Origin of the sequence: Paraburkholderia fungorum (genome assembly GCF_046027215.1) — a bacterium.
Classification (GTDB): Bacteria; Pseudomonadota; Gammaproteobacteria; order Burkholderiales; family Burkholderiaceae; genus Paraburkholderia; species Paraburkholderia fungorum_D.
Window position 1 is genome coordinate 587,026 of sequence record NZ_JAQQEN010000002.1, and the last position, 24,164, is coordinate 611,189.

The following is a 24,164-nucleotide window of genomic DNA, read 5'->3' on the forward strand; positions in this document are numbered from 1 at the left end:
CGACTGCTATCAGTCGGGCCAGTCAGGTGCTTATTTCGGTTCAGTCAGTGAGCCACCGGCCGCGACACACTCGGTCGGGGTCTTCACTACAACACCTTTGCCTTTGCAGTCGTTAAGGCCCTTGCAATCGTTCTTTGCGGTTGCGCAAAGCGCTTGTCCTTTGCAACTGTTGACGCCATAACAGCGCCCCGGTTGTTCCGCGCCGGCAGCCTTTGCGGGATGCGCGATCGATGCGGTTGCCAGAGCGATGAGTGCGGCTGCGGCAGCGAAGCTGGCGCGTGATTTGAGGGTGTTGGTCATAACTTCTCCAAAGTTGATCAGGGTAGGTGGTGCTCAATTGCGCAGGCGCCCTTTGATACAACGGGCAGCCCGACTGTTATCTGGAACCGAGTGCTGCGTCTTCGATTACCTTCGCCACGGCCTCGGGCTGGGAGATATAAACGGCATGGCTCGCCTTGACTTCGGTGACCTTCGAGCCCGCACGTTTGGACATCCAGCGTTGCAGGTCGGGGCTCAAAGCTCGGTCGTCCGCAGCCACGACGGCATAGCTAGGCTTGTCGTGCCAGGCGGCCACCGACGCGGCAGCACTGAAAGCCGCCGTGGTCGCCGGAACTTGCGACATGGCCATGAAATTGGTTCGGTTGGAGATGAGATCGCCGGCAAAATCCGCACCGAATCGGGACGGGTCGAAGACCAGGTGGCCGTCCGGTGTCGGATGGACGTCGTTGGTGGGTTCAGGCACGGAACTCTGGAGTTGCGTCACGCTCTCGCCGACTTCCGGTTGGAATGCGGCGACGTACACGAGCGCCTTGACCTTGGATTGCGCACCAGCGGCGGAAATAACCGCACCTCCGTAGCCATCTGCCACAAGAATGACGGGACCATCCTGTGCATCAATGACATTGCGCGTGGCCGTCACGTCTGCATCGAGGGTTGTGAGCGGCTCCTGAACGATCGTCACGTTGTAGCCTTTCAGATGGAGGGTGTCGTGAACGACGCGCCATCCCGATCCGTCGACGAATGCGCCGTGAACAACGACGATATTCTTGACGCCTGCCGGCACGGCCGGAGCAGCTGCCGAGGCGAGAACCGGCGCTGCCAGCGTCATCGCTGCAAGCGCCCATTTCGATAGTGTTCGCATAGAGTTTCTCCTGAGGCATTCGCCTCATGTTGTGATGTGATCTGGATATGCCCGGTTGGTCTGTCGCGCTGACTAGCCGGCTTCAGGCGCCGGCGGGTCAGGCGAGGACTGTCGAGGCGAGCCTCAACCTTTGCGGCGCAGAAGCTGGTCGAGCGACCAGGCTCCGCCACCTTTGGCGATAAGCGGTAGCAGCAAGCCGGCCCAACTGAGATGCGTCGGCCATGCGTCCGGGTAGACAAAGATCTCTATCACCGCGGTCATGCCGAGCAAGGCCACCGCTGCAGGCCGCGTGAACAGGCCGAGTACGAGCAGGATCGGGAACAGATGCTCCGAATAAGTAGCAAGGTGCGCGGCGAGCTCGGGTGAAATGAGCGGCAATGCGTATTCCGAACGAAACAGCTCATAGGTGGAAGGCTTGATTGTCAGCAAGCCTTCCACCTTTGTCCGCCCGGAGAGGAAGAAGACCGCAGCGATCCCTACTCGAGCTACCAGAAGGAGCAACGCATCCGGCAGGACGCGCGTGAGCCATGCTGCCGGGCTCGAACTGAACCCTGACGCGCTGGCGCCCAAGGTCCGATCGGCTTTGTGCGCGAAGGATGGCATCACGACGTCGCCTTCAGGGAACCGTATCCCTTCGGTGTCTTGATTTGCATGCAGCTGCCCTTGTCGACAAGCACAAAGGCGTTACCTTGATAGTCGACCTTGGACGTGCCCGCACAGGACGTACCAGCGCCAGCTGCACAGTCGTTCTTGCCGGCGAGCGATACACCAAAGCACTTCTCCTGAGGGGTTTTTTGCTGCTCCGATGCTGCATGCGCGCCGGTTGAAAGGACGGTGAGCGAAAGTGCAAAGGCGGCAGCGAGGGTGGCACGAGTGTTGTTCATGATTATCTCCAGGGAAAATGGGTAAGTGACCGAGGACACACGCTGCAGGGTTGCGTCAGTCCGGTTCATCATCAATCCGCTTCTATATCGTATGCGATTGAAGCGTGTGCGAGATAATAGACGAGTGGCATCCGTTGTCAAGCCACTGCGAACGGTTCGGATCGGGAGTCGGGTTGGCTGATCACTGGAACGGTTCTGGGCGCGAGAGCGCATGCTCGGCCGGACGAAGCTCAGTCTGGGAACTGAATCCAATGTGATCGGGGAGCGAAGCGATTGATTGATAGCGGCGCGGGACAAGCGCTGATTGTTTCCACGCGCATCTAATGAAAAGTTAATTTTTCCGCGATGGAAACAATATCGCAGGCGAGGTCGATCGCTCAAATGTCGTCGGGGAAACGGGAGAAATACTCGGGTACGCGTTGCGCCGCGAGATGTCTGTCATCAAAGCTCGGGAAGTTCTTTTCGTCGGATCCGACGGGCTATCTGAAGGATCGATAGCCCTATGAAATACCTTCGCTTGATATTAGATTTGAACAGTGCGAATTTGTACCACTGGTTTCCGGATCGATTGCGATGTCGAAGCGGACGTTGATGCGGAGATGAATAAAAGGGGCGAACCGAAGGGCCATGAAATGTCCTTTCGGCGGCGTTGGGACGACAGGATCCAGCAGCTATCAGAATGGAGATTGTCGGCGAGGTGGGTCGGTTGAAGGGGTAGATCTCAGTCTATTACTACAGCTGGTTAGCCGTTGATGGCCGTTTCGTATTTTCGGAGACAGATTGAAATGAGTACACCTACAACTGCGCAGCGTATCGGAACGTTTGCTTTCGTCGCTAGCGGGAGCCACCTCACACCGCAGACGAGGATGGTGTTCAAGCGAAACATTCTTGACAGCCTGGGTTGCGCGATTGCAGCTCTGCCGGGCAAGCCGTTCAAAGCGCTTCGCGATCAGTTCGATGAATATCGCGGATCGGGATCGTGTTCGTTGATTGGGGGAGGCAAGACTTCTCCCGATCAGGCAGCGCTATATAACTCAGGCCTCGTTCGGTACGTCGATCTTCTCGACAGCTATATGTCTCCAGGCGGTCTCTGTCACCCGAGCGACAACTTCGGTGCGATTCTGGCAGCGGCTGAGCATGCGTCGGCAAGTGGCGAGGAATTCATGATCGCGCTTGCGGTTGCCTACGAGATCGGATGTCGAATCACCGCGATCGTGCCTGTCATGGCAAAGGGGTTCAACCATGCCATTCAGCTGGCTTTATCGGCGGCAGCGGGTTCGGGCAAGCTGCTGGGTCTCGATGCTGACCAGATCGCCCACGCGATCGCCATTGCTGCGATCGACAATATCTCGTTGGCGTGTGTGCACTCCGAGCCAGTGTCGCAATGGAAGGGTTTCTCTCCGGGCATCACTGGCATGCGAGCCGTCTATTCCGCATCGTTGGCGAAGCGTGGATTCACCGGTCCGCTGCGGCTCTTCGAGGGGCCGAACGGATTGGAGCGAATGTTTGACCAACCGCTCCATGTAGATTGGTCCGATCAAAGCCTGGAGGTCGTTCACCAGACCGTCATGAAGAAGTTCTGTTCACTGATTCATGGTCAACCCGTTCTCGAGGCGACGCTTGAATTGAAGCGTACGCATGAACTCGCCGCCGATGATATCGACGAAGTCCAATGTGACATCTTCCAGTCCGGATTCGACATTGCCGGCGGCGGTAGCTTCGGCTCGAAGGATAATCCGCAGACCAAAGAGCAGGCCGACTACAACCTCAAATACCTGATTGCGGCTGCGCTGCTCGACGATCAGGTGGGACCCGCCCAGCTCGAACCGGAGCGCGTGCAGGCCGCCGATGCGCACATGTTGCTCAAGAAAGTAACGGTGCGGCCAGATGCCGGGTTCTCGGCGCAGTATCCAGGCGCATTGAACGTGAGAGTGACGATCAGATGCAAGGATGGCCGCGTGCTGACGAAAACCCATGTTGGCTTCGAAGGTGGCCTGGATAATCCATTCACGTGGGAACGTACGGTTGAGAAGTTCAACTGGTTGAGCGAACAGCATGCGGATGAAGAGCTTCGAGGCCAGATCATCACACTGGTCTCCACGCTGGACGAACACCCCATTTCGGAGTTAATGAAGCTCCTGGCAAAGGTAAGTGCGGAACCCCGTTTCCCGGCGAAACATCCGGGGATTCAGTAGCCCATCAAGGTCCTTAGGAGAATTATATGGCCCTTATCTCGTGTGACATGCGTTTCGGTCGAACCGATGAACAAAAGCGGCAGCTTGCTGCCGGCCTGCTTCGAGTAGTCAGCGCCGCGACCGGTGAAACAAAGAACGATATTTTCTTCGTTATTCGTGAAGGACGGGGAATCAACTTCGTCGAACACGGTGAGCACCTTCCTGAGTATGTCGAGGGCGCGGCGAACGACAAAGAACTGATCGAACGCCTTAAATAGGAAAGCCGGAGAAATATATGCCTTTTATCGAATGCCATATCAAGACTGGTCTGACGCAGGAGCGTCGTGAACAACTCATCCGGGACATCATCCAGGTTACCCACGACTCGATCGGTTCAGATCCGAAGATCATCAATGTGATCCTGCACGAACATCCGGCGGGAAATATCAGTATCTCCAGCCGGATCAACGGCGAGGATTTCGTCAGTTCGAAGCTATCGTAGGCACGCGCCTTTGCAGGTCTGACGTTTGCTTTCTGTGATCCGCCGGGTGTCATGCCCGGCGTTTGTGTTTATTCTTCGTGCTGATTGTCGCGCAGCCGAAGTACGGCTCCAACATAGCCCGCGCGACGGCGCACGGGATTATCCGACCGCATTCGCCGTTGCGAATTCTACTGACCTCCCGTCCTTTGAGATTGTCTCGGAGCTATCTATTCATGTCGCCATCGTTGCAGCGACCTGAATAGATGTGACGATCGTGCACTGTAAAGGACGCTTCACGAGCGTCTTTTGGCTGCCGGCGCGTGCTCGGCAGCAAGCAGTACCTCCGCGGCAAGATGGTTCGCCTGGAAACGATCACGCGGCACTGTTGCCAGTAAGTGCGCAATACCACTTTGGTGTAGGATGGAACTCGAATTTGGAGCGCTGTCCGGATGAGCCCCGGCTATCGTAGATTCCGTCAGCCCTGATTGCGCGGCTTTGGTGGTGTTAGATCGCCGTGCACCTATGGCACCACGCTCCAGGCACAGGTAGTGCACTTGCCGCGCCTCGCTTCAGGAGAGCGCAGAGAATACATTTCAAGGTTGTGGTCATTTGTAGAGGTGCAAAGCATGGACGTTGCCGACCTCAAGGTTTTTGAGGCAGTTGCTCGCCACGGGAGCATGAACCGTGCTGCTACTGAATTACATACCGTCCAGTCCAACGTGACTGCCAGAATCCGGTCTTTGGAACGGGAAGTCGGCGTCGCGCTCTTTCAGCGGCATGTGCGTGGTGTCAGTATGACGCCTGCTGGGCAACGGATGCTTCCTTACGCTGCCCGTATTGCGAAGCTGGTGGCGGACGCCAAGGTCGCCGCGCTGGATGACGGCGCGCCCGGCGGTGCGTTGACCCTGGGAACGCTCGAGACAACTGCAGCGCTGCGGCTTTCTCCGATACTGAGTCATTTCGCGAGAACATACCCCCAGGTCAGGTTATCCCTGACCACCGGCACGAGTTGCAGCCTCGCGACGGACGTTGTTGAATGCCGACTCGATGGAGCGTTCATCGCAGGACCGCTGGAGCATCCGGACATTCACACCGAAACGGTCTTTCGGGAGGAATTGGTGCTGGTTGGGCCGCGGACCATGCGCTCGCTCGAACCGCTTAAATCAACCCAGGATCTCAAGACGATAGTTTTTCGTTTGGGTTGCTCGTATCGTCAGCGACTTGAGACCTTGCTGGCCGAGATGGGTGTGCAGACAGCCGTGCCCCTTGAATTTGGCTCAATGGACGCGATAATCGCGTGCGTGGCAGCGGGTATCGGCGTCACGCTGCTGCCTCGCGGTGTCGTCTCGGCAGCAGCGGAACAAGACCTCGTTTCCATTCACACGATCGCTCCTGAGAAAGCGCAAGTCGAGACGCTTTTCATCCGGCGGCACGACGCTTATGTTTCGAGTGCCATGTCGGCTTTCATCGACGTTGCGCGGTCCCAGCTTGGACCCATCATGGCCGCCGCGTGAGCCACCGCTGTTTTTCTGCTGATGAGAGGCTTCAGACAATTTATTTGTAGCCTTATCAGTCAAGATACATTTACCGTGGTGTAAATAAACTGGAGCCATTTCGAGCAGATCGGCGAACTATAATAAATTTCGATTTATATCAAGCCGGTACATGCGAAATGGAAAACAGCAGCAACGCCCTCCCTCAACCGGGACAGGGCACCGAAAGAGCCACCTACGCACAGCGCAACGCGCAGTATTGGCGAAGGAATCTCGTTATCTGTGTGTTCGGATCGTTCACGACGCTTGTGAGCCTGAGCATGCTGCTTCCATTTCTGCCGCTCTATGTTCAACAACTCGGCGTGACGTCGACCTCCGCAATCGTGCAGTGGTCCGGGGTGGCGTACGGTGTCACGTTCCTCGGGACAGCCGCGACCGCTCCGATCTGGGGCCAGTTAGCTGACCGTTACGGACGCAAGCCCATGCTTATTCGCGCTGCGGTTGGCATGGCCGTCGTCATGTCGACGATAGGTTTGGCACATAACGTGTACGAACTCGTCGCACTCAGATTTGCCGCGGGTCTGATCGGAGGGTATGCGTCTGCCTCGATCGTGATGATTGGCACCCAGGTGCCGCCCGAGCGTGCGGGGTGGGCACTCGGCGTGCTCTCCACAGGTGTGCTTGCCGGAAATCTGGTTGGGCCATTGATCGGCGGCGTGCTGCCAAACCTGATTGGAATTCGCGGTGCCTTTTTTGCCGGCGGCGGGATGATTGCCATTGCGGCTATCCTGACCGTAACACTGGTCCGGGAAGACTTCAGCAAGCGACCCGTGGCCAAAACGAAGCAGGTCCAATCGGCCGATCCAGATGTGAAGCGCAATTACGCGGTGCTCGCCGCGCTGCTGGTGACGGCAATGATGGTATTGCTGTCAAATATGTCGATTGAGCCGATCATTACCGTCTATATCGCGCAGTTGGGCGTCGCGCATAACAGGCTCGCGACGGTCGCCGGTGTTGTGATGGCATGTTCCGCATTTGGCAGCATGATCATGGCGGCCCGGCTTGGCGCGTTGGCAGATCGTGTAGGCGGGTGGAACGTGATCATCGGCTGCCTTGTCGCTACGGCGCTGGTCATGATCCCGCAGGCCTTTGTCAAGGAATGGTGGCAGTTGGCAGCGTTGCGCGGAGTGATGGGAATGACACTGGCAGGTCTGCTGCCGTCGATCGCCAAACTTGTCCGCAGTACGGTGCACGAGCAGCGATCCGGGAGGATGCTGGGTTATCTGCAGTCCGCTCAATACGCAGGCCAGGTCATCGGCCCTCTTATTGGTGGTGCGATCGGTGTTCATTTCGGAATGCGATATGTATTTTTCGTCACCGGTGCGCTGCTCATTGCTTGCGCTGTTCTCGGCCGATGGGCGCAGCATAAGCCGGTTTCAGCGGCGACCATGTAATTATCCTGGGGCGCCGCCGGGCTGGCCCACCTGACTAATCGCGGCGAAGCTGTCTTCAAGCATCGGCGCAGCGATCAGTGCGCCATGAATTCCGATGACACTTGCGATCTCGAGAACCTCCATGATTTCTTCCTGTGTTGCGCCATGACGAAGTGCGTTGCGCATGTGTGTCTTGATGCCGGGCCTGTACAGATGTGTAGCCGCGGCGTCGAGAGCACAAAGCACCAGTTCTTTGACCTTCGGTTCGAGATGACCGGCATCCCACGGGATTGCGGCAAATTGCACGTATGCCTCAAAAAAGTCCGGGTCAAGGTGTAGAAGGGCGTCCCACGAGGCGTCCCAGTAGCCTTGCTTGGTCATAAAAGACGCCTTGAGCGCCTGGCATTTTTCATTCAGAGGCGCTGTGTTCCGGCTCAGTCCCTCCTCGTCCAGGACCTCGAGCAGAACGGGCACGCCAACGTTAGCCGCGTGGATGCCTACGGTGCTCGTCAGTTGTAGCACTTCCATTAGCTCGTCCCGGCTCGCACCGAACTCGATTGCTGCCTTCAGATGCATCTGGATGCCAGGCGCGAAAAGATGCGTTGAGGAAGCATTGACTGCAATGTAAATAAATTCTTTTACCTTGTTCTCGAGGTGATTATGTCTTAACGGAACGGCCGAAAGGTGCAGGTAAGCATTGAGGAATTCGCAGTCCATCCGCAAGATGCTTTCCCATTGAGGAGCCCATGTATTTCTTATGCGGATAAAGTCATCTTTAATGGCTTGCTGTCTTGAGCTGAGGGGCATGATCGGTTTCGCTGGCTATATGGGTGGATCCCGCGTGTCGCGCAGGAGGGGGCGGGCCGGAAGGGGGGTGCTCTGTATTCAATGTCCAGATTTAGCCTGCAACGCAGGGCACGCTTGAACTGAGCAATATCAGTCCATGTTAGCTTAAAAAGAGTGAATGCGTTATTCCCGAATGTACGTGGCAAGCTGAATTCCGGATGCAAATCAATTTGCTGATACGGTTATCGCCTTTAGAGATTAAATGTGTCGATGTATCTGGATACATAACACCGCATCCGCGCTTTAATTGACAGAACGAGAGTGCGCGTCACGCAGTAGTCAGTGTGTTTGTGCTGCCTTATCTTCAGTCGAAATCGGCCGGCTTCGCGCCCGGGAACGTCTCTGTCGAATCAAAAGGCGAGGGTGTTTGGTACCGCAGGAACAATTGTGTTGTGACCTGACGGCTGTTTATCCAGCCGACGTTCATCCCTAGAATGGCATCAATCGCCGCGCTCATGCGGCTCAATCAAGTTCAGGATGCCATCATGAAAGTCTTTCTTCAGGCAGTTGCCGTAGCCGCCGTGCTTTCGGCCCCTATCGTTTCCTTTGCGCAGGGAACAACCGAACTCTCGCGGTCTCAGGTTCGTGCGGAACTCGCTCAATTGGAGCGGGCTGGATACCATGTGGGCGATGGCGATAACACGCAATATCCGCAACAAATCCAGGCGGCAGAAGCACGAGTTGCGGCGCAAACAGCTGCCGCGAAATCGTATGGCGGGGTAAGTGCCGGCTCGTCCGATGCGGGGACGCGAGCGCATATTGATGCCGGTAAGTAATCACGGATAGCTTGCCGATTTTGCTTGCCTCGCAACTGTGAATATCAACACATCAGTGGGGCGCGCGCATGGCTCAATGCGCCGCCCTTTTTCAGATTGAGGGAGCGCGCGGTCTCGCTTCGAGCGAGTCAGTCGCCTAAGGCACTAGAGAAACACCGCGCCGTCGCTCACTTCCCGATCGGATTTGTCGCGACGTACGGACTCTGTACAAAAGCCCACGAATTTTCTAAAGCGCGCGGGAAGTCACGCCATACCTGACCACTCCAAAGACCTTGACATCGTCCGGCGTTTGATGGAATATATATCGCATGCGATCAAAGCGTATGCGATCACAATATTGGATTCGACTCATATCAACGGAGCAGATCATGACTCAACTCGAAAAAGTGCTGTACACGGGCAAAACACACACGTCTTCAGGCGGCCGCAACGGTACGTCGCGTAGCTCTGATGGCCGCCTGGACATCAAGCTGTCGTCGCCGGGCTCGTCTGGCGAGGGTACCAATCCGGAGCAGTTGTTCGCCGCCGGCTGGTCGGCTTGCTTCATTGGTGCGATGGGATTGGCGGCCGGCAAGATGAAGGTCACCCTTCCAGATGACCTGGCAGTGGATGCGGAAGTGGACTTGGGCACAACCGAGGGAGCCTATTTCCTCCAGGCCCGGCTCAATGTCAGTTTGCCGGGGGTAGAACCTGAGGTCGCCTACGCCCTCGTTGACGCAGCGCATCAGACCTGCCCGTATTCGAAGGCGACACGGGGAAACATCAACGTCACCATTAACCTGATCTAGTTACAACCAGGCCTGGCGCGCAGACTCTGTGAGATGAGGCGCCCGGTTACTGTCCTGCTTTCATCTTTCTCTGGAGCATTCCATGAGTATCAAAGTTATCGCCGCATTTGTCGTAGCCATCTCCGCATCTATTGCCACCCCTGCCTTTGCGAGCGGATACGGCCCGGCGCCTTTCTATAAGCCTTTGGTCGGTGCGCCGGCTTCGCAACGCGGTCAAAGCCCGCAGACGGTCGCGGCCGAACGCAGCGACGCTGACGGCGCGCAGCAAGGCTATGGTGGTGTAAGAGCCGAGACCGTGCAATCCGGCAGTCATGCGGCCGCGAAGAGTCAAATGGATCTCTTCGGACACCATTGAACGTCATGTGGATTATTGACCGCGCACCGCTGCGTCCGGTTGCCCGGTCAATAGAAGCAATGTTCGTTGACGTCAGTATTGCTCCAGCAGCAGGGCTGAGCGCGAGGCGTGCCTCGGGAAGGCCAGAAGGTCGGCTACGTCGAGCGGCTATTGATTATTTGGTGCGCAGGCGTTCGGAAACTTTGGCGACACCAGCTGCCGCACAGACTTCATCTTTATCTCCGCCGGGTGCCCCGCCAATTCCGAGTGCACCGACTATTTCGCCGTTTACCTTGAATGCCACCGCGCCAGGAAGCGCCATGACATTGTGTACGGTAGCGAGCTGGGGCGCGAATGGACTTGTCTTCATCAGCTCAAAAAATCCGCTCGACCTGTCAAATCCAAATTCCGGTCCCAAGGTCACAACCGTGAAGGCCTTGCGAAAGCTGGACTCGCCAGTGTGCACCGTGCTTTGGTCACCGCGCAGTACCACCTGCGGTATGCCATCCATATCAACTACGGTAGCGGTCACCCAATAGTGCTTGGCCTCACACACCCGGATGGCTTCTTTGGCAGCATCAATTGCGACATCGAGGGGTATCGAGTAGTGGGGTGTCAGCGGCTGCGATTCTTGCGCGTGCACATACGTGGACATCGCAGAGGCGATACAAAGTGATGCTGCGATAAGTGAGAATCTCATGGGTGCTCCGTACGGCGTCGCAATGGAGTCGCGAATCTGCCGAATAAACCCGGACGGAAAGACAGAGCCTTGTGCGTCGCAAGCTGGGTGGGTCTGGCTGATCGCGACCTTGGACCTCAACTGTAGACTTCGCACTTGATGGCGCAAACTGACACCGTGGAAAATGACTTGTTCCTGGCTAGCAAAAGAAAACGGATCGCCGATGTTCACAGGCAATCGGCCGAAGCATGCCTGTATGGCATGCGATCCGAAATACGCCGTTCTTGATCAGCTCCATTAGCGGTGCGGCGCGGACACCTCTTCAGGTGTTCGCGCCGTTGCAATTCGGTATTACTCGGTGCCTTCGACGATCCGGAAGTCTCGCTCCACGGCGTCGCCGAGAACTTTCAACGCGGCCTGATACTCATCGCCTTCGAAAGTGGACATGGCTTGCTGGAGACTATCGAATTCCGTTAGAACGGTGCGTTCAACCAGGCCCGCTCCGTGCGCAAATTTTGCTACGCCGCGAGCCAGAATACGTCCGCCGCCGTTGGAAATTGCCGGCGTGGCGAGTTTTGAATACTCGGCGAGTTGCTCCGGCTTCAGTACCTTGCGATACGACACTACCCAATAAGCTTTTGTCATCATTGTCCTCACAGTAGTACGCGGTAGCATCGTTGCAAACGAAGCGACCTGTAGTGCATTTCATTGAACGAACCGTGCTTCATTGCCTGCGTGCAGCATAGCAAGAAAAGACGGACGCGGCTCGCTACCTTCTGCACCTGATAGAGGGCGCTTGCGCGTCAAGGTTATGGACCACTGGGCGTTAAGTGCTCCAGGCTTCCTCGATACGCAAACAAACTGGGTAAGCCACCGGTCATCAGGAACAGGACCGACTGGCCACGCCTGAAACGACCGTTTCGGATCTCTTTGATCAATCCGGCAAATGCCTTGCCGCTATAGACCGGGTCGAGCAGGAGGCCTTCGAGCGACGCTGTTAGCCCAAGCGCTTCACGCATCGCCTCGGTGGGGATTCCGTACCCGCTGCCCAACTGATCCCCGTATAGCGTAATGGCCTCGTCGGGCACGGTGAGCGTCGGATCGAGCAGCGCGACGGTTTGGCGGGTCTTTTCCAGAGTGGTCGTTCGAGCCTTCTCCAATTCAGCCAGTACCGTGAAGCCAATGATCGCGGCCGTGGGCCTGCCCATGACAATCGACCCGGCCAACAGACCGGCCTGCATTCCGCCGCTACCATTTGCAACAACGACATGCTCAAAGTCGAGTCCCTGAGCTTCGGTCTGATCGACTATCTCAACAGCGCAGTCAACGTAACCAAGGCAACCAGCCGGGCTGGAGCCGCCAAGAGGGCAGACATAGACGTTGCGTCCTTCGGACCGTAAGATTGCGGCGCGATTTTCTGCAAACTCAAGCGCGTTTACGTTGCCGGGAATATCGTGGATGCGAGCGCCGAACAGCTGATCGAGCAGCACGTTTCCGTTATTGACATAGTCGTCGTCTTCGATAGGGACCAGACGGGACAGCACCAGCTCGCATTTCATGCCGACACGCGCCGCAGCGGCTGCAGTCAGTCGCGCGTGGTTCGACTGTCGTCCACCCACTGTGATGATGGTGTCCGCGCCACGGGCCTCGGCCTCTCCGATCAGAAATTCCAGTTTCCGGAGCTTGCTTCCCCCGCCACCAAGACCATCCAGGTCCTCGCGCTTGACAAAGATATCCGCGCCGCCCAGTTTCTGGCTCAGTCGTGGGAGATGCTGAATTGGCGACGGTCCTCCGCGCAACGGAGTGCGGGCAAATCGTGAAAGATCCGGCCTCAATGGGACCATTGGAAGTTCCTCATTTTCGTTATTGATTCGATCAGGATAGACGGTTGGGTTGGCTACTTCCCCGCTACATTACTCAGATCCAGGAAATTCGCGGCCGTTCGGCTTGAGTCTGATCCCCTTGCGCAGGTTCTTCCAGGGCAAGTCCGCGGGGTCGGCAGCCATGGGCCCCGGCGCCTTTGCAATCAGCACACTCGCGGCGATCGGTCCAAAGTCCGCACGGAAATGGACGGAGCTTTTGTTCACGAGAATCCTCATGTCTTCGGGCACAATGCCCGCCATTCTGTAAAGATTTCGGTCGTTCATCGGCGCCTTTGTCGAACTGACAACGACCCGCACGTCATCGATCCGCAGGCATGCAGTCGGGCCTACGCTAATTTGTGTTCCAGTCATCATCGGGCCCTCCAGAACGCACCGTCCGTCCGAGAGGTGCTCCACTTCGAACGTTCCGTGAAACGGAGCATCGCCAGGTACGCCCGACTGCCCGCCGAGCGCCACCGATAGTGTGCTGCCTTCACCCGCCGCATGCGCCTGTTGGGCAACTGCAGGATCCCAAACGAGTCCGAGCGCGGCCCCTCTGGCCTTGTGCTGTACCAATGCACGCAACATGCCCGTGGTATTGGAGTCGGCCCCACCGTGCGGATTGTCCTGTGTGTCCGCGATAATCACAGGCCGTGTTGCGAAGACTGAGAGGCGCTTCGCCGCTAACACCGCATCGTCAGGCGTAAGAAAGGGAACTTCCCACGCGCCTTCCTGCTGGACAATCAGATCGTACAAGGAGGCTACGGCCGTTTCCGCGGCTTGCGCGTTCGTACCGTAGCACCAGACCATGGGTCCGCAGCCGGGGAAATCCGCAGCAGGAAAGCCTGGCGTAAAGGAGATCGAGAGAATGTCGCTACTCTCGAGGGTCTTTAGCGCTTCATAAACACCGCGTGCAGGTTCAAGAAGCGTGCACATCGCATTGACAGGTATCAGGAACGGTATCTTTCGATATGCAACGCTCACGGCATCGCCCCTGGCCAGCAGTGCATCGAGCAGATCTCCCGCTGACCTGCCGGTATCCGCCATGTCGACGTGAGGATAGGTTCGATATGCGACGAGCGCGCTGGCATTCTCCAGCATTCGCTCTGTCACGTTCGCATGAAGATCCAGTGACGCAACGACTGGCAGCGTTGGGCCAACCAGGCTCCGAATGCGGGCAAGGAGTTCGCCTTCTCCGTCCTCCACATGTTCCGCAACCATGGCGCCGTGCAGGTCCAGATAGATTGCGTCAAAGTCTTCCCGCTGTACGGCCTCGGTGATTTCTCCCGCAATTCGCTCGAAGGCCGCCCGGGTAACATGGGCAGAAGGGCTCGCCGCTGCCCAGATCGTCGGAATGAGCTCGTGACCACGCGCTTCCATCTGTTTGATGAATCCACCGGCTGGAATGTTGATTTCCCGGAGGTTCAGGACATCTGCGCCACGCGCCATGGCGGGGAACCCTTCACCGCGAACGAAGTTGTCATAGTCCGCATTTGACGGTGCAAACGTGTTCGTCTCGTGCTGAAATCCGGCGATCAGTATTTTCATGGAGTAGAAAGTCCATTGGGCGAAGCGTCAAATCACTTCGACGGTAAGGAATAGATGGGGCGCGACGGGTCAGTTAAAGCTGTAGGCGGTTGTGTGGGAGTCTGGCGGCTCAGAAGCATGGGGTCATGCGGGTGCGGGGACGCTAGTTTTCTTTGGGATTACCAGGGCGCGGTTAGGGGTTTCTGACCACGCCCGATAGATGTCGGGGTGATCCGCCGGTTACGCCTCCAGTCAATGTTCTGCCATCAAATGGAATTCAGCAAGAGCACCTTGGTTCACACATGGTTGCTCTGTGGGCAACGCAATCGGGCGACGGTACGGCGAGGCGTGACACAAAAAAGACCCCGCCCAATATTGCAGCGGGCGGGGATAACAGGGCCGTTAAAGGGACATTCAGGAGACGCGTACAAACCTCAGCGCGCCTGATCAGGTTATCAACCTGGCTGACATCGGCAAAGCCGTCCACGGGAAACAGAGTTTTTCCCGCAAGGAAAGCACACACAGTTTGCTAGCAGCGGCCAGGCGATACCGGTCGGCAGGCTATTCAAGCGCGGAAGCCGGGCCAAAGAATTCGTAGTGAGTCTGGACTGCGGGGACACCTATCGACTTCAAGTGCTTTTTCACGGCTTTCATAAATGCTATGGGTCCGAGAAAATAGACATCGATGTCACGCGTCTGCGGCAGCCATTCCTTAAGACGCACTTCGTCAAGGTATCCAATACCATCTGCGTGCGCATCGCCTTCACGCTGCTGCTCGTAGCAATAGAAACGCTTCAGTTGCCCGTGTCGTGCCGTAAGCGTGTCAATCGCGTTGCGGAACGCATGCACGCCGCCATGGCGGGCGGAATGAATGAAGTGCACCGGGCGATCGGTGTCCAGCGCAGCCTGTAGCATGGCGAGCGTGGGCGTGATGCCGACGCCGCCGCTGATCAGCACGAGCGGTTTGTCGCTATTTTTGTCGAGTTTGAAATCGCCTGAAGGCGCGAACAACTCCAACGTATCGTTTTCGTTGATGTGCGTGTGGAGATGATTCGACACTTTGCCCTTTGGCTCGCGTTTGACGCTGATCCGGTAGTCGTGCCCATTCGCGATCGCCGAAAGCGAATAGTTGCGCCGGAATTCTTCCCCGTCGATGATCAGCTGGACGCCGATATATTGGCCTGGATGGAACGCCAGTAACTCGGCGCCGTCGTCGGGGCGCAAGTAGAACGATGTGATCTCCTCGCTTTCGCGGACTTTGCGAGCGACCCGGAACGTCCGGGTGCCGCGCCATCCGCCGGGAGCCGTTTCACGTGCGACGTATATCTGTTCCTCGAGACCCATCAGCAGATCGGCGAGTTGCTGGTACGCCGCGGCCCACGCTTCGATGACGGCATCGGTGGCGATTTCCGCACCGAGTACTTCACGAATGGATCTGAGCAAACATTGTCCAACGATCGGATAATGCTCCGGGAGAATATTCAGTGCGACGTGCTTGTTGATGATCTGCGAGACAAGACCGCCGAGCTGTTCGAGCTGGTCGATATGGCGGGCATACATCAGGACGCCGTTGGCGAGCGCGCGTTGTTGCGCGCCATTCGCCTGATTCGCCTGGTTGAACAGCGGACGCACTTCGGGATGTTCGCTAATGAGCAACTGGTAGAAGTGTGTGGTGAGTGCTTCGCCGCCGCTTTCCAGAAGGGGCACGGTTGCTTTGACGATGGCTCGATGTTCAGGGGAGAGCATAGGGAAGGTCCTCGTAGGATAGATGTTCAGCCGGACGGCGGTCGTGAACCTCTATATCCAAGTTCCATGCCAGCTGTTAAATCCGTTTAAATCAAAGAAGCAGATATCAGAATGGTCCATTCGACCCTGGTCACATCGACTCCATACGAGGTCGTTTTGACAGCACGAGGCGTGCTCGACGTGCTGACGCCACTCATGCAGGATCTCTCAAGCGACCTGCCTGACAGTGAACGCTATCGGCGGCTCCTCAGCAGTCTGCGCGCGCTGTTTCCCGGCGATGCGGCGGCGTTGTTGCGGCTGGAGGGCGACACGTTGATCCCGCTCGCGACCGATGGTCTAAGCAGCGATACGCTGGGACGGCGCTTTCGCATCGAGGACCATCCACGCTTCGCTCAGCTCCTCTCTCGCGCGGAACCGACGAGGTTCGCGAGCGACTCGGATTTGCCTGACCCGTACGATGGCCTGGTGCAAGGCGTTGACGGCAAACTCGAAGTCCACGACTGCCTGGGCTGTCCACTTTTCATCGGAGGCCGGCCGTGGGGCTTGCTCACGCTCGATGCTTTGGACCCGGCACGGTTCGACTCAGTCGACCTGCCCGCGTTGCAGGCGTTCCTCAGTCTGGCCTCCGCGACGGTGAGCGTTGTGGAGCGGCTCGATACGCTCGCGCGCACCACTGAGGACGAACGGCGCCGAGCCGAAGCCTATCGGCAGGCGAGCGGACAGAGCCGCCGCGAAATGATCGGCAGCAGTGAGCCTCATCAGAATCTGATTGGCGAGATCAAGGTGGTCGCCGGCAGCGATCTGACGGTGCTCATTACCGGCGAGACGGGCGTTGGTAAAGAACTCGTGGCCGACGCGATTCATGCACTGTCGTCACGGGCAAACAAGCCGTTGGTCAGTCTAAACTGCGCCGCCCTGCCAGACACGCTGGTTGAAAGTGAATTGTTCGGCCACGTGCGCGGGGCATTTTCGGGCGCCGCATCGGACAGGCGGGGCAAATTTGAACTGGCGGATGGCGGCACCTTGTTTCTCGACGAGGTGGGGGAGTTGCCGCTTGCTGTGCAGGCGAAACTGCTGCGCGTTTTGCAGAACGGTCAACTGCAGCGAATCGGCTCGGACCGTGAGCACCAGGTGGACGTCCGGCTGATTGCGGCCACGAATCGCGATCTCGCCGAGGAGGTGCGGGCGGGCCGCTTCCGCGCAGACTTCTACCATCGCCTCAGTGCGTATCCATTGCGTGTGCCGCCGTTGCGCGAGCGGGGGCCAGACGTGCTGTTGCTTGCCGGCTTTTTCCTCGAGGAGAACCGCGCGCGCCTCGGTCTGTTGAGCCTGCGTCTTTCGACTGACGCGCAGGCGGCGCTGCTTCGCTATCCGTGGCCCGGCAATGTTCGGGAACTGGAGCATCTGATCGGACGAAGTGCGCTTAAGGCCCGCGCCGCCAACCCCGAGTCCGGCCGCATCCTCACCTTGACGGCGGCGGATTTTGCGCTGTCGGATGCATCAGTTGAAGACGAGAGCGTAGATCCTGCTGCAGGTCCGGAGATTGCAGAAAGGGATTTTCGCCGTGCCGTCACTACGTTCGAGCGAAACATCGTGCTCGCGGCATTGGATCGCCACAACCAGAATTGGGCCGCGGTTGCACGCGAACTTGGCCTTGATCGTGCCAACCTGAACCGGCTGGCGAAACGCCTCGGCCTTAAGTAAGTGGCACTGACGTTCGCACCAACGTGATCGCGCCAACTCGCATAATCTGTCCGCTCGCCCTACATGTCGGCCTGCATACAGGGATGCATTGGCCTTGGCATACGACACTCCATCAACTTCCTTTATAGATGTCGCAAGACAGCCCGACGATGCACGGCAGGCCGTCCCTGCCTCGCCCACTGTCATAGGTTCCATGCATGGGTGCTCCGCCCATGGACCGGTCAACGGTTCGCGGTGCGCTACTCATGGCAGGCTGCTGCGCCGAAGGCGGATCTGAAGGGGCTGCGGGCTGGGTTTGCTGGGCGTGCGCCATGCCCGCCATGCTACAGAACAACACTGCGGCGCTTGCTGCAAGATACTTCGCTTTCATATCGACACCTTCATTCGTGAACAGGTTCTGAACGGGCCTTCCAGACAATGTGACTCACACCGGCTTCGTACTGTCGCTTGACTAGATCAGGATTCCTAAGGCGGAGCGATCTGGACATGTCGAAGGGGAGATTATTTATAGGCCCGCCTTGCGCAAATTGCCAGACGTATATGATGGTCAGCCGGGAAACAACGGTGCGGACAGTTGCGTGCCTGTCTACTGCCGGTTTGTGCCGTAGTAGAATTAATTCAGCACGCAGATATTTCGATGAACAATCGAGACCCGATGCGGGTAGATCGTTCTACCGCCTGTTTGATCATTGTCCGGACCAGACTAGCTTTCGGAGCAATTTTCGATGAATCTGCCATCGTTGCGGGACTGGATCTTTTCTCTAAAGACCTTCCTTGCCGCGATGCTCGCGCTATACATCGCATTCTGGTTCGATCTGCCGAGGCCCTATTGGGCGTTGGCATCGGTCTATATCGTGTCGAATCCGTTTGTCGGGGCGACACGCTCCAAGGCGCTTTATCGCGTCATCGGCACCATCCTCGGCGCGTCCGCCTCCGTGCTTCTGGTACCGCCGTTCGCCGAAACGCCGTATCTATTGAGCGCACTGATCTCGCTGTGGACCGGCGTGTTCGTTTACATTTCTATTTCTACCCGAGCGGCGAGAAACTATGTTTTCCTGCTCGCCAGTTATTCTCTGTCGGTCATTGCGCTGCCGTCGGTGGCCAACCCGCTGAATATCTTTGACGTCGCGGTGGCACGAACCGAGGAAATTACGCTCGGTATCGCATGCGCGAGCATTGTGGGTAGCGTTTTATTTCCTAGTCGTCTTGCGCCAACGCTGATCGAGCGAACGGACGCCTGGTTCCGCGATGCTGTCGTATATGCTCAGGAGTCGCTGGCGGGTCGTACTGCGGGCGAGCGTGTTTCGGGCAGCCGCCAGAGAATGGCTGTGACCGTCAGGGGGTTTGAATTTCTGCTCAGCCAGTTAGCGTACGATCATGCGAGCCCCTACATTCTTGCACGCGGCGAAGAACTGCAAGGGCGGATGCAACTCATGCTGCCTATTACGTCGGCCCTCGCGGATACGCTTGCGGCCACGCTACAGCGCGGCGTGGGAACTGAAGGCGAGTTCGGCGAACTTCTGGGCGCTATCGGGCGTTGGATGGATGAACCGCTCAGCGACGATCCTGAACGCGAAGCAGCGCTATTACGCGCGCGCATTGCACGTCTGGAACCCGCGCCAGGTGAATTGGCGACATGGCGGGGCGCGCTATTATCCGGCTCGCTCTGGCGTTTGCGGCAACTTGTCGATCTGTGGGTCGACTGTCGAACCTTGCGGTACATCGTCGTTCATGAAACGGGGAGCTGGCGTCCACGGTTTCGTCATTGGCGGATCGGCGTCAAGCACAGCTTTCTGGACCGTGGGCTAGCGTTGTTTTCCGCAAGCTCTGCGGCATTCGTGATTTTCGTCTCTTCATGCATCTGGATCGCTTCGGGCTGGCAGGACGGTGCGGCGGCGGTCTCGCTTGGGGCCATTGGATGCTGCTTTTTTGCCTCGCTCGACGAACCCGTCGCCATGATGCTCAATTTCCTCAAGTCCGCGGCGGTGGGCGTGGCCATTTCTGCCTTCTATCTATTCGTCGTATTGCCGAATGGACAGGATTTTCCAGTGCTGGTGATTTTTTTCGCGTTTCTGTTTGTGCCTCTCGGACTGCTGATGCCACGTCCGAAATGGTCTTTGATATCGACCCTGGTGGCGCTGAACACGGCGACGTTCCTCGGTATCGACAGTGTCTACGATGCCAATTTCCTGACCTTCGTGAATGCCAATCTTGCCGGTCTTGCCGGCGTGTTATTCGCTTCGGTGCTGACGGGCGTGTTACGCCCGTTCGGAACCGAGGCGGCAGCGGACAGGCTGGCACGTTCCAGCTGGAAAGACGTCATTCTGAGCGTGTCCGCATTGCCGCTCGAGCAGCAACGCGACTTGAGCGCGCGCATGCTCGACCGGCTCGTGCAACTGATTCCTCGTCATGCATCGAGCGACGAAGACCTGCACCCGGCCACGCAAAGCCTGCGTGACATGCGTATCGCGCTCAATTCGCTCGACCTGTGCAGGCTTTCGGGCAAGTTTGCGCGAGACGTAGCCACTGCATTGGGGCATGTGCTTGAGGGCGTCAGGCTGCACTATGAACGATGCGTGGCGTCTGGAAAGCCGCAGAGCGTACCGTCGAAGCTTGCAGCCGATATCGACGCCGTTGTGCGTCAAATCATGAGTGAGTTTGCCGCCGGCCCGGACGCTCCTGGCAGCCAGCGGCGAAAGGCGACACTTCATGCGCTGGTCGGGCTGCGCCTGTCGCTATTTCCCGACGCGAAACCTGAAGGCGCACCTTGAGCGCAAACCTTAATGCAGCGGATAAAAGCGCCTGCCGGCTGTTTCCCGCTTCGCGGCTCAGACAAGCGTGAGCGTGACGTCGATGTTGTTGCGGGTTGCGTTCGAATACGGACAGACCTGGTGAGCTTTATTGATCAGATCCAGCGCCGCTTCACGTGCCATGCCCGGCAGCGATATTTTAAGTTCTGCCTCGATGCCGAATCCGTTTGGAATGACGCCAATACCGACACTTCCGTCGACTGCCACGCCTTCCGGGATGGTGATTTTCTCGCGCGCAGCAACGAACCGCATTGCGCCGATGAAGCATGCGCTATATCCCACGGCAAAAAGCTGTTCAGGATTGGTGCCATCTCCGCCGCCGCCACCGAGTTCCTTTGGCGTGGTCAGCTTAAACTCCATTCCCGAATCCGGTATCACGCCCCGGCCATCCCGGCCCCCGGATACCTTGGCGTTAGCACAGTAGAGCACTTTTTCGATTGACATCGCAAACTCCTTTGATGTGATCCCTGCAAACAGGATATATAGAGACGTTGGCGCATAAGCCGCAGCGGCTACAGCAAGGTCCTACATATTCAATGTAGTGCATCAAATCAACCAGAACGCGCTCCTGTCACGCCGACAACGCTTTCGTTGCCTTTGCATCGGAACACTGGGGAGTTCGAACCGGAATGCGTGTCCAGCAACGGCTACTGGTCCACCGGGTTCTGTCGAAGATAGTTGTCGTACGAGAAGCGCGCCTCGGCGCCGGGTTCAGTCGGAGGAGGTTGACACGGGAAACGGGCTGTGCGAATCCATCCAGTCATACGATTCGGTGCCGTGCGCCCACGCCCAGCTGCGTGCTGGCACATTCGTGTTATTCGTATGAGTAGACGCTTGCGGCGCCACGTTCGACGGCGAAGCTGTCTCCACCTCATCGCTCGCGCGGGTCTGGAGGTCAGTTTCCTGGAAATCTTCCAATTCGTAGCTCATTACCTTTCCTTACATTAGTCCTGCTCAACCGATTCGTATTGCACCGACGCAGACACGAGTTCCGCAAAGGCCGCCAGAGCCGTCACGGAGCCATACACAGTCTGGTATTCCTGGCGTCCGATTTTTGCGTCAAGAACAACCGTCATACCGGCCTTTCGGGCCAAATCGATGATGTCCATCTGATGCTCCAAGTCAAAATGCCTATGCGATCGTGCGAGGCCGCCGTTGTCAGCGAACTGTGCGGCAAGTGTAGGCGTTTCAGCATGCACATCAATGGGGCACCCCGGAATTCACCGTTTTGAATTCGACAACAATGGGGCACGGATACTGAGCTGCGGATTCAATACCCGCTTTGTCGGGGTCAGGCGTGAAATTGGAAGTGATAAGTCCGGGCGAAAAACACAAGTGTCATCACGCACGTCAAGGTCAACGTGGCGCCGCGAACTATCTTCGCCGGCAAGCGTCGGCCGAGATGCGCGCCCACGTATCCACCCATGGCGGCCGCTACCAGCATGACGATTGTCTCGTTCCAGCGGACCGCATGACTGCAAATGAAGATGACGACTGCCATTGCATTGGCAGCACTCACCATCAACGTGCGTGGCGCGTTGAGACTCTTGATATCCCGACCGTCGAGGATTCCCCAGATCGCCAGCATCATCAGGCCGACAGCCCCGCCGAAATAGCCTCCGTAGGCGCCCAGCAGAACCTGAATAGCGATGACGGGAGTTGGGCTTATCGTCCAGCGCTCACGCATGATCTCCCCGGCCTTCCGTCCAAAGGCGAGTCCGACTGTTGCAATGAGAAGGAGCCAGGGGAGCAGGAAGTCAAACGTCTTCGAACTGGTATTGAGCAGCAGGATCGAGCCAAGCGTGCCACCGACTATCGTGGCGAGCAGCAGCTTCCAGATGGCGACGGGCCCGACGGGTCCAACGCCGGAACGATATGCCCATGCGCTCGTTAGACCGCCGGGAAAGAGCGCGACGGTGCTCGATGTATTGGCCAGTACAGAGGGCACGCCAACGGCAATCAACGCGGGCAGGCTGACAAACGAACCGCCTCCAGCCAGGGCGTTCATGGCGCCGGCCAACAGTCCGGCTCCGGCTATAAGCGCGATGTCATTCATGCGGCTGGTTCTCAGAGGCCTGCGGCCGGGCGATCAGTCGATGCCGTGAAATACCGCGTCGTCCGGACCGAGATAGACGGGCGGGCGCCAGGCGGCGTCGCGCATCGAATGCTGGACCAGTTTTTCGACACCCAGCAGCACCGCGAATATCGCCATCCGCACGGGAATGCCGTTGTCGGTTTGGCGGAAAATCGCCAGCCGCGAATCGTGATTCAGATCGACGCTCAGGTCGTTCGCGCCCGGCCGGCTATCGCGTGGCAGCGGGTGCATGATCAACGTGTCGGGGCCGCACACGGTGTCCATCAGTGCCTGATTGATCTGGAAGTCCGGCGTGTAGCCTTCGAACGATTCGTCGGTAAAGCGCTCCTTCTGGATGCGCGTGGCGTACACCACATCTGCGCCGCGCAGGCCCGAGGGGAGGTCGTGGGTCTGCTCGATCACGTGGTCGTTACGCGAAATCTGCTCGATGATGTAGCTCGGCATTTCGAGCATGGGCGGCGAGATCAGCGTGAACTTGATGCCGCGATACAGCGCCAGCAGCTTGACCAGCGAGTGGACGGTGCGGCCGTATTTCAGATCGCCGACCAGCGCGATATGCGCGCCGTCGACGATCTTGCCCAGCCGCGAAAACTCGCGCTGGATCGTGTACAGGTCGAGCAGCGCCTGGCTCGGATGCTCGCCCGGGCCGTCGCCGCCGTTGATCACCGGCACGTTGGTGGCGCGCGCGAATTCCGCCACCGATCCCTGTTCCGGATGGCGGATCACCAGCGCATCCACGTAGCCGCTCATCACGCGGCTCGTGTCATAGATGGATTCGCCCTTGGCCATCGACGAAAACGTGAAGCCCGTGGTGTCGCACACCGAGCCGCCGAGCCGGCAGAACGCCGCGCCGAAGCTCACGCGGGTCCGCGTGCTGGCTTCGAAAAACAGATTGCCGAGCACCGCGCCTTCCAGCACGCGGGAGATTTTCCGGCGCCGCGCGATCGGCTGCATGATGTCGGCCACGCGAAACAGCGCCTCCACGGAATCGCGCGAGAACTGGTCGACCGACAGCAGCTGCGGCTTGCCCTCAAACAGCATCTGGCTCGCCAGCGATTGTGAGTCTACGCTTTGCGTATATTTATCGCCCGGCTCGCCGTGCACGACGATTTCCGACACGAAGCGCTCGACGATCTCCGGCATGGCCCGCGATTCCTGCGAGTCGTCCGGCAACAGCCACGTATCGAGCGCCCGGCGCGACACACCGATGCGACTGGCAAAGGTGTCGCGGGTCATGTTCAGGCGACGCATCGCATCGCGTAGGAAGGCTTGTTGCGGGACATTCATGCGGGCACCTGTCGGAAGTAGGGGGAGGCGGGTTGATGTACGCGCTGCGTATATTAGTTTCCCCGGCGCAGAAGTCAAGCAATTTTGCGATGGGTTTTGCCAGC

26 protein-coding genes are annotated in these 24,164 nt (G+C 58.0%); 10 read left to right on the plus strand and 16 right to left on the minus strand.

Annotation, left to right across the window (positions count from 1 at the left end):
• Window positions 1-30: 30 nt before the first annotated feature.
• From bufA2 to bufA1, 4 genes are all read right to left on the minus strand, one after another.
• Window positions 31-300 (minus strand): BufA2 family periplasmic bufferin-type metallophore, encoded by a 270-nt coding sequence (gene bufA2, locus PQR27_RS39395; RefSeq protein WP_459251660.1) that lies wholly within the window; start codon window positions 298-300, stop codon window positions 31-33.
• Window positions 301-376: 76 nt separating this feature from the next.
• Window positions 377-1,108, minus strand: a complete 732-nt coding sequence (locus tag PQR27_RS23330) for an alpha/beta hydrolase (protein WP_408526006.1) — start codon at window positions 1,106-1,108, stop codon at window positions 377-379.
• 156 nt (window positions 1,109-1,264) lie between these two features.
• A complete protein-coding gene (locus tag PQR27_RS23335; protein ID WP_408528280.1) occupies window positions 1,265-1,744 on the minus strand; it encodes a DoxX family protein in 480 nt (159 codons plus the stop codon).
• Window positions 1,744-2,025, minus strand: a complete 282-nt coding sequence (gene bufA1, locus PQR27_RS23340; protein WP_408526007.1) for a BufA1 family periplasmic bufferin-type metallophore — start codon at window positions 2,023-2,025, stop codon at window positions 1,744-1,746. Before bufA1 ends, PQR27_RS23335 begins: the two co-directional genes overlap by 1 nt.
• A gap of 785 nt (window positions 2,026-2,810) precedes the next feature.
• Here bufA1 and PQR27_RS23345 point away from each other — a divergent pair.
• The 5 genes from PQR27_RS23345 to PQR27_RS23365 all read left to right on the plus strand — a co-directional run bounded on the left by PQR27_RS23345 (window position 2,811) and on the right by PQR27_RS23365 (window position 7,627).
• The gene (locus PQR27_RS23345) at window positions 2,811-4,220 is read left to right on the plus strand and encodes an MmgE/PrpD family protein (RefSeq protein WP_408526008.1); all 1,410 of its coding nucleotides are present in this window, start codon (window positions 2,811-2,813) and stop codon (window positions 4,218-4,220) included.
• A 26-nt stretch (window positions 4,221-4,246) separates the two neighbouring features.
• Entirely contained in the window at window positions 4,247-4,477 is a 231-nt protein-coding gene (locus tag PQR27_RS23350) for a tautomerase family protein (RefSeq protein ID WP_132374109.1), read from the plus strand.
• 17 nt (window positions 4,478-4,494) lie between these two features.
• Entirely contained in the window at window positions 4,495-4,701 is a 207-nt protein-coding gene (locus PQR27_RS23355; protein WP_408526009.1) for a tautomerase family protein, read from the plus strand.
• Window positions 4,702-5,306: 605 nt separating this feature from the next.
• The gene (locus PQR27_RS23360; RefSeq protein WP_408526010.1) at window positions 5,307-6,194 is read left to right on the plus strand and encodes a LysR family transcriptional regulator; all 888 of its coding nucleotides are present in this window, start codon (window positions 5,307-5,309) and stop codon (window positions 6,192-6,194) included.
• A gap of 158 nt (window positions 6,195-6,352) precedes the next feature.
• On the plus strand, window positions 6,353-7,627 hold the full coding sequence (locus PQR27_RS23365) for an MFS transporter (protein ID WP_408526011.1): 1,275 nt from the start codon (window positions 6,353-6,355) through the stop codon (window positions 7,625-7,627).
• Here the strand turns inward: PQR27_RS23365 and PQR27_RS23370 are convergent, their stop codons facing one another.
• Both PQR27_RS23370 and PQR27_RS23375 read right to left on the minus strand, forming a co-directional pair.
• Complete coding sequence (locus PQR27_RS23370) at window positions 7,628-8,413, minus strand: carboxymuconolactone decarboxylase family protein (protein ID WP_408526012.1); 786 nt, start codon at window positions 8,411-8,413, stop codon at window positions 7,628-7,630.
• Between the two features lie 343 nt (window positions 8,414-8,756).
• Window positions 8,757-8,909, minus strand: a complete 153-nt coding sequence (locus tag PQR27_RS23375) for a hypothetical protein (protein ID WP_408526013.1) — start codon at window positions 8,907-8,909, stop codon at window positions 8,757-8,759.
• Between the two features lie 28 nt (window positions 8,910-8,937).
• Between PQR27_RS23375 and PQR27_RS23380 the strand changes: the two genes are divergently transcribed.
• The 3 genes from PQR27_RS23380 to PQR27_RS23390 all read left to right on the plus strand — a co-directional run bounded on the left by PQR27_RS23380 (window position 8,938) and on the right by PQR27_RS23390 (window position 10,371).
• Window positions 8,938-9,228: a DUF4148 domain-containing protein gene (locus PQR27_RS23380; RefSeq protein ID WP_408526014.1), complete on the plus strand. Its 291-nt coding sequence runs from the start codon at window positions 8,938-8,940 to the stop codon at window positions 9,226-9,228.
• Between the two features lie 368 nt (window positions 9,229-9,596).
• Window positions 9,597-10,016, plus strand: a complete 420-nt coding sequence (locus PQR27_RS23385; RefSeq protein ID WP_408526015.1) for an organic hydroperoxide resistance protein — start codon at window positions 9,597-9,599, stop codon at window positions 10,014-10,016.
• A gap of 82 nt (window positions 10,017-10,098) precedes the next feature.
• Window positions 10,099-10,371, plus strand: a complete 273-nt coding sequence (locus tag PQR27_RS23390) for a hypothetical protein (RefSeq protein WP_408526016.1) — start codon at window positions 10,099-10,101, stop codon at window positions 10,369-10,371.
• A gap of 154 nt (window positions 10,372-10,525) precedes the next feature.
• Here the strand turns inward: PQR27_RS23390 and PQR27_RS23395 are convergent, their stop codons facing one another.
• From PQR27_RS23395 to hmpA, 5 genes are all read right to left on the minus strand, one after another.
• On the minus strand, window positions 10,526-11,050 hold the full coding sequence (locus PQR27_RS23395) for a GlcG/HbpS family heme-binding protein (protein WP_408526017.1): 525 nt from the start codon (window positions 11,048-11,050) through the stop codon (window positions 10,526-10,528).
• Window positions 11,051-11,380: 330 nt separating this feature from the next.
• Entirely contained in the window at window positions 11,381-11,677 is a 297-nt protein-coding gene (locus PQR27_RS23400) for a DUF1330 domain-containing protein (RefSeq protein WP_408526018.1), read from the minus strand.
• 161 nt (window positions 11,678-11,838) lie between these two features.
• Window positions 11,839-12,873, minus strand: coding sequence for a D-cysteine desulfhydrase family protein (locus PQR27_RS23405; RefSeq protein WP_408526019.1), 1,035 nt, complete (start codon window positions 12,871-12,873; stop codon window positions 11,839-11,841).
• Window positions 12,874-12,942: 69 nt separating this feature from the next.
• Window positions 12,943-14,439 carry a M81 family metallopeptidase gene (locus PQR27_RS23410; protein ID WP_408526020.1) on the minus strand — a complete coding sequence of 499 codons (1,497 nt, stop codon included), beginning with the start codon at window positions 14,437-14,439 and terminating at the stop codon, window positions 12,943-12,945.
• A gap of 540 nt (window positions 14,440-14,979) precedes the next feature.
• Window positions 14,980-16,164, minus strand: coding sequence for an NO-inducible flavohemoprotein (gene hmpA / locus PQR27_RS23415; protein WP_408526021.1), 1,185 nt, complete (start codon window positions 16,162-16,164; stop codon window positions 14,980-14,982).
• A 111-nt stretch (window positions 16,165-16,275) separates the two neighbouring features.
• Between hmpA and norR the strand changes: the two genes are divergently transcribed.
• Window positions 16,276-17,868 carry a nitric oxide reductase transcriptional regulator NorR gene (gene norR, locus PQR27_RS23420; protein WP_408526022.1) on the plus strand — a complete coding sequence of 531 codons (1,593 nt, stop codon included), beginning with the start codon at window positions 16,276-16,278 and terminating at the stop codon, window positions 17,866-17,868.
• Window positions 17,869-18,593: 725 nt separating this feature from the next.
• A complete protein-coding gene (locus PQR27_RS23425) occupies window positions 18,594-20,639 on the plus strand; it encodes an FUSC family protein (protein WP_408526023.1) in 2,046 nt (681 codons plus the stop codon).
• Between the two features lie 57 nt (window positions 20,640-20,696).
• Here the strand turns inward: PQR27_RS23425 and PQR27_RS23430 are convergent, their stop codons facing one another.
• The 5 genes from PQR27_RS23430 to PQR27_RS23450 form a co-directional block, all read right to left on the minus strand.
• Window positions 20,697-21,122: an organic hydroperoxide resistance protein gene (locus tag PQR27_RS23430; protein WP_408526024.1), complete on the minus strand. Its 426-nt coding sequence runs from the start codon at window positions 21,120-21,122 to the stop codon at window positions 20,697-20,699.
• Window positions 21,123-21,389: 267 nt separating this feature from the next.
• The gene (locus PQR27_RS23435) at window positions 21,390-21,608 is read right to left on the minus strand and encodes a hypothetical protein (protein WP_408526025.1); all 219 of its coding nucleotides are present in this window, start codon (window positions 21,606-21,608) and stop codon (window positions 21,390-21,392) included.
• A 14-nt stretch (window positions 21,609-21,622) separates the two neighbouring features.
• Window positions 21,623-21,787, minus strand: a complete 165-nt coding sequence (locus PQR27_RS23440) for a hypothetical protein (RefSeq protein ID WP_408526026.1) — start codon at window positions 21,785-21,787, stop codon at window positions 21,623-21,625.
• A gap of 182 nt (window positions 21,788-21,969) precedes the next feature.
• Entirely contained in the window at window positions 21,970-22,734 is a 765-nt protein-coding gene (locus tag PQR27_RS23445) for a sulfite exporter TauE/SafE family protein (RefSeq protein WP_408526027.1), read from the minus strand.
• Window positions 22,735-22,767: 33 nt separating this feature from the next.
• Window positions 22,768-24,060: an aspartate carbamoyltransferase gene (locus tag PQR27_RS23450; protein ID WP_408526028.1), complete on the minus strand. Its 1,293-nt coding sequence runs from the start codon at window positions 24,058-24,060 to the stop codon at window positions 22,768-22,770.
• Window positions 24,061-24,164 lie beyond the last annotated feature (104 nt).